The following is a 5,266-nucleotide window of genomic DNA, read 5'->3' as shown; positions in this document are numbered from 1 at the left end:
CGATCACGGTCGGGAGCAGCACTGGCATCATGGGCGCAGGCGTCTTCCTGTTGGACGGTAACACTCTCACCAACACCGGCACGATCACGGCAGCCAGCACTAACGGCGTGGGTGTCGATATCAGCGGCGACGGTAACACGGTGACCAACAGTGGCTTGATCGCTGCGACCGGCGCCGGCGGGCTGGGAGGTGCTATCTCTGGCCAGAACAATACGGTGGTTAACAACGGCACGATCAGGGGCGGTACGAACGGCTACTCGCTGTTCTCCTCTAATTTTCTCGCGAGCGGAAACAGCATCACCAACAACGGTACGCTGGACGGGCGGATCGAACTCATGGGGGCGGGCGACAGCCTGATCAATGCCGGGTTGATCACCATCACGGATCCGGGGACGGCGCTTGCGGTGAGTAACCTCGCCTTCGCCGGCACATTCACCCAGACCGCGCAGGGTAGGCTGGCGCTACGGGTCGACAATGCGGGCAATCGTGACGGTCTGTCCGCAATGCAGGCCAGCCTCAACGGGACCTTGCGTGCGGTGCTGCAGCCGGGGCTCTATCAGTCGTCCACGACCTACACCGGCGTCGTGCAGACCACCGCCGCGATCACGGGCCAGTTTGCCAGCGTCATCTCGTCGTCGGCCTTCTTCAACGCGACCGCGACCTACAATGTCAATTCGGTCGACCTGATATTGACGCGCCAGGGTTTTGGCGCCGTCGCGGGTGAGACCCAGAACCAGCGCGCGATCGGCAATGCGCTCGAGGCCGGCTATTCGACAGCGCTGACCGGCGCCACCGCGACCTTCTACGCGCAGTTGCTGCAGGCGGGTTCGCTGCGCGTGCTCGACCAGCTCTCGGGCGAGGGCACCAGCGGCACCCAGAACACCGCGTTCAATTCGGGCGTGCTGTTCGGCCAGACCATGGAGGGCCAGATGGAAGCCTGGCGCGCCGGCAACCGCGGCGGCGTCGCCAGCGACGCTGCGCTTGGCTACGCTGCGGAGCAACCGCGCGGCCCGGCTGCGTCGGCGTTCGCGGCCCTGAAGGCGCCGGCGATGGCGCAGCCGCGATGGAACGCCTGGGCCGCAGGCTTCGGTGCCGGGCAGCAGCTGGCGGGCGATGCGAGCGTCGGCAGCGCGAGCCTCAGCAACCGCGCCGCCGGCGGCGCGATGGGGGGCGATTACCTCGTCAATCCCGATCTCCTGCTGGGCATGGCGGCCGGCGGCTCCAGCGCGACTTTCTCCGTCGATGATCGCGCGACGTCGGGCAGGCTCGAGGGTGGCCATGTCGGCGCCTATGCGATGCAGCGGTTCGGCGCCAACTATCTCTCGGCGCAGATCGCCTATAGCCATTTCAGCAACACCACGACGCGGACCATCACCGGCGTCGGCACCACCGAAACCGCGCAGGGGTCATTCGGGAGCGACCAGCTTGGCGGAAGGCTGGAGATCGGCCGCTCCTTCGACTTCGGCATCACTGCGGTGACGCCGTTCGCCGCGATCCAGGCCGCACGGCTGTGGCAGGGCGCCTACACCGAAGCCAGCACGGCCGGTGCCGCACCCGGCGTACTCGGATTGAGCTACGCCGCGCAGAGCGTCACGTCGCTGCCGACGTTCCTCGGCGCCAAGTTCGACGGTCGCGTCGCGTTCGGCAACGGCATGGTGTGGAGCCCATTCGTGCACGCCGCCTGGGTGCACGAATTTCGGCCGTCGCGCACCATCACGGCATCGTTGGTCACCGTGCCGGTGTCGGCGTTCACGATCGCCGGCGCGAGTGCCGCCTCCGACTCGGCACGGCTCGATCTCGGCTCGCGCCTGGCGCTCAATCGCTGGTGGGAGGTGTCGGCGCGCGTCACCGGCGAATTCTCGAACCTCGGTCAGAGCTATTCCGGGATGGGGGCGCTGAAGGCGAGTTGGTGAGGACGCGGCGAAAGACTCGGTCGATCCAGCCCCCGATCGAGTCTTGCCGTCGTGCCGCCAGCTCGCCGGACGCCCTTCTTCGTCGGCACGTTCTCACAAATCCTGCCGTGTCAGCCGCCCGTTCGCAACCATCGGCCGGGCGGCCGGCTTGCTCGTGGCTTCGGCACCGGTCAGCGCCATCGTCGCCACGCTGACCACGCGTGCGACCACGTCCTCGACGTCGTCGAGGTCGCACTTGCCTTCCGACAGTTTCGTCAGCCGCTCGCTCTCGCGGATGGTGTGGTGCGCCATGGCGAGCGCGAAGTTGAGGCCCCAATAGATCTCGACGTCGCTGCGGTCGGGCAGGGACCTGCGCATCGCGCCAGCAAACTTGCGCAGATGATCGATCTCGCGGTTCTTGATGCGGCGGATCGGCGGCACGGATTCGATCGAGGCGCGGATCATGAAGCGCGCCGCCGTCGAGCGCTGGTTCTCGGGGCCGAGGCAGYCGCGCAAGGTCGGGCCGACGAGGGCGCGCAGGATCACCTCGATCGGCGCGCGGCCGCCGCCTTGTTCTTCCGCCGCCTTCAGTTCCGCCAGGCGCACTCGATTGAGCGCGATGCTCCGCGTCACGAACAGCTCCGCGATCAATTCGTCCTTCGAGCCGAAATGATAGTTGACCGCAGCCAGGTTGACGTTGGCCTCCGCGACGATGTCGCGCAGCGTCACGTCGCCGAAGCCGCGATCGGCATAGAGCCGTTCGGCGGCGGCGAGAATGGATGACCTCGTATGATCGCTGGCCATGACTTCGACACCTCGTCATTCCGGGGCGACGCGTCAGCGTCGAACCGGAATCTCACACCACAATTTCGGGATTCCGGGTTCAGCCCTGCGGGCTGCCCCGGAATGACGTTGTGGCGGGGAGTTGCATTTCAAACACTTGTATGAAACTATCGTTTGAAGGCCGGAAAAAGTCAATCCGCTTGATGGAATTGAGCCGCGGTCGCGGCGATGGTTCCCTCGGTGCTCGCATGCTGGCGCATTCGCGCTTGCGGGCACCGCGAGGCGGGAGGACAGTCCGGCGTAAAACAGGTTCGCAAAAGAGAGACCGAGGAGCGTCCCATGGATTTCGATCTGTCCCCCAAGCAGAAGGAATGGCTCGACCGCGTGCAGTCCTTCATGACCAAGCATGTGCGTCCGGCGGTGCCGATCTACAATGAGCAGGATCACAGCGGCGAGCGTTGGAAGGTGATCCCGGTCCTGGAGGACCTCAAGAAGAAGGCGAAGGCCGAAGGCCTCTGGAACATGTTCATGCCGCCGAACGAGCATGAGGACGACGAATTCCGCGGCGCGGGACTGACCAATCTGGAATACGCGCTGCTGTCGGAGCAGATGGGCCACATCTCCTGGGCCTCGGAAGTCTTCAATTGTTCCGCGCCCGACACCGGCAACATGGAAGTGTTCATGCGCTACGGCACCAAGGAGCAGAAGCGCAAATGGCTGCGCCCGCTGATGGACGGCGAGATCCGCTCGGCCTTCCTGATGACGGAACCGGCGGTGGCTTCGTCTGACGCCACCAACATCGAGACCCGCATCGAGAAGGACGGCGATCACTACGTCATCAACGGCCGCAAATGGTGGTCGTCCGGCGTCGGCGATCCCCGCTGCAAGATCGCGATCCTGATGGGCAAGACCGATTTCAAGGCGGCCAAGCACCAGCAGCAGTCGCAGATCCTGGTTCCGCTCGACACCCCCGGCATCAAGGTCGAGAAGATGCTGCCGGTGTTCGGCTTCGACGATGCGCCGCATGGCCACGCCCAGGTGCTGCTCGAGAACGTGCGTGTGCCGAAGGAGAACATCCTGCTAGGGGAAGGCCGCGGCTTCGAGATCGCGCAGGGCCGCCTCGGTCCGGGCCGCATCCATCACTGCATGCGCACCATCGGCAAGGCCGAGGAGGCGCTGGAGAAGATGGTGAAGCGGCTGATGTCGCGCACCGCCTTCGGCAAGAAGATCGTCGAGCATTCGGTGTGGGAGCAGCGCATCGGCGAGGCCCGCACCAACATCGAGATGACGCGTCTGCTCTGCCTCAAGGCCGCCGACATGATGGACAAGGTCGGCAACAAGACCGCGCAGGCCGAGATCGCCATGATCAAGGTCGCCGCCCCCAACATGGCGCTGAAGATCATCGACGAGGCGATCCAGGCCTTCGGCGGCGCCGGCGTCTCGGACGAGGCCGGTCTTGCCAAGGACTATGCCGGCATCCGCACGCTGCGTCTCGCTGACGGTCCGGACGAGGTGCACAATCGCGCMATTGCCAGACTTGAAGTTCGGAAGTATGCCAACTCTCCTACGCACTAAAATGGGGAAGGGCACAAGCCGCTCTCCACGCCGTCATTCCGGGATGGTCCGAAGGACCAGGCCCGGAATCTCGAGATTCCGGGTTCGCCTCTTCGAGGCGCCCCGGAATGACGGACAAAAGAATTGAGGGAGCGTCATCGTGGCTGACGGCGTCAGGAAAGACGAAGAGTTCTCGGGCACCAAGCCGGTCGAGGATAGGCATCGCTTCGACGAGCTGCGGCTCGAGGCCTGGATGCGCGATCACGTCGAAGGCTATGAGGGGCCGCTGGTCGTCCTCCAGTTCAAGGGCGGCCAGTCCAATCCGACCTACCGGCTGAACACGCCGAAGCGTTCCTACGTGATGCGCAGAAAACCGTTCGGCAAATTGCTGCCCTCGGCGCATGCGGTCGACCGTGAGTACCGCGTCATCGCAGCGCTTGGAAAGCAGGGCTTTCCGGTCGCGCACGCCTATGCGCTGTGCCAGGACGACAGCGTCATCGGTGCGGCCTTCTACATCATGTCGATGGAAGAGGGCCGGGTGTTCTGGGATCCGTCGCTGCCGAGCCAGACGCCGGAGGATCGCCGAAAGATATTCACCAGCAAGATCGAGACGCTGGCGAAACTCCACATGTTCGACCCCACCGCGATCGGTCTCGCCGACTTCGGCAAGCCCGGCAATTATTTCGCGCGCCAGATCGACCGCTGGACCAAGCAGTACCGCGCCTCCGAGACCCAGCACATTCCGGAGTTCGAGAAGGTCGCCGAATGGCTGCCGAAGACCGTGCCGGAGCAGGCCCGGGTCTCGATCGTCCATGGCGACTATCGCCTCGACAACATGATTTTCCACCCGACGGAACCACGCGTGCTGGCCGTGCTGGACTGGGAGCTGTCKACGCTCGGCGATCCCATGGCCGACTTCACCTATCTGTTGATGCAATGGGTGATGCCGGGATTGCACGGTGTCGATCTCAAGGCGCTGAACATCCCGAGCGTCGAAGAGGCCGCGCAGATCTACTGCAACGCGACCGGGATGAGCG

4 protein-coding genes are annotated in these 5,266 nt (G+C 64.8%); 3 read left to right on the top strand and 1 reads right to left on the bottom strand.

The features are described from left to right. The coding region (locus ACXJL8_RS33165) for an autotransporter outer membrane beta-barrel domain-containing protein (RefSeq protein WP_456686312.1) at positions 1-1,913 on the top strand (1,913 nt) is incomplete at its 5' end. 93 nt (positions 1,914-2,006) lie between these two features. Here the strand turns inward: ACXJL8_RS33165 and ACXJL8_RS33160 are convergent. Continuing rightward, on the bottom strand, positions 2,007-2,696 hold the full coding sequence (locus ACXJL8_RS33160; RefSeq protein ID WP_456686311.1) for a TetR/AcrR family transcriptional regulator: 690 nt from the start codon (positions 2,694-2,696) through the stop codon (positions 2,007-2,009). Between the two features lie 318 nt (positions 2,697-3,014). Here ACXJL8_RS33160 and ACXJL8_RS33155 point away from each other — a divergent pair, with 318 nt between their 5' ends. Together ACXJL8_RS33155 and ACXJL8_RS33150 are read left to right on the top strand one after the other, a co-directional pair. Then, on the top strand, positions 3,015-4,250 hold the full coding sequence (locus ACXJL8_RS33155) for an acyl-CoA dehydrogenase family protein (RefSeq protein ID WP_456622757.1): 1,236 nt from the start codon (positions 3,015-3,017) through the stop codon (positions 4,248-4,250). A 139-nt stretch (positions 4,251-4,389) separates the two neighbouring features. Then, the coding region (locus ACXJL8_RS33150; RefSeq protein ID WP_456686310.1) for a phosphotransferase family protein at positions 4,390-5,266 on the top strand (877 nt) is incomplete at its 3' end.

The organism is Bradyrhizobium sp. P5_C11_2 (genome assembly GCF_054049755.1).
The sequence above is the reverse complement of the archived record's forward strand: the minus strand, read 5'-3'. Positions and strand labels throughout refer to the sequence as shown.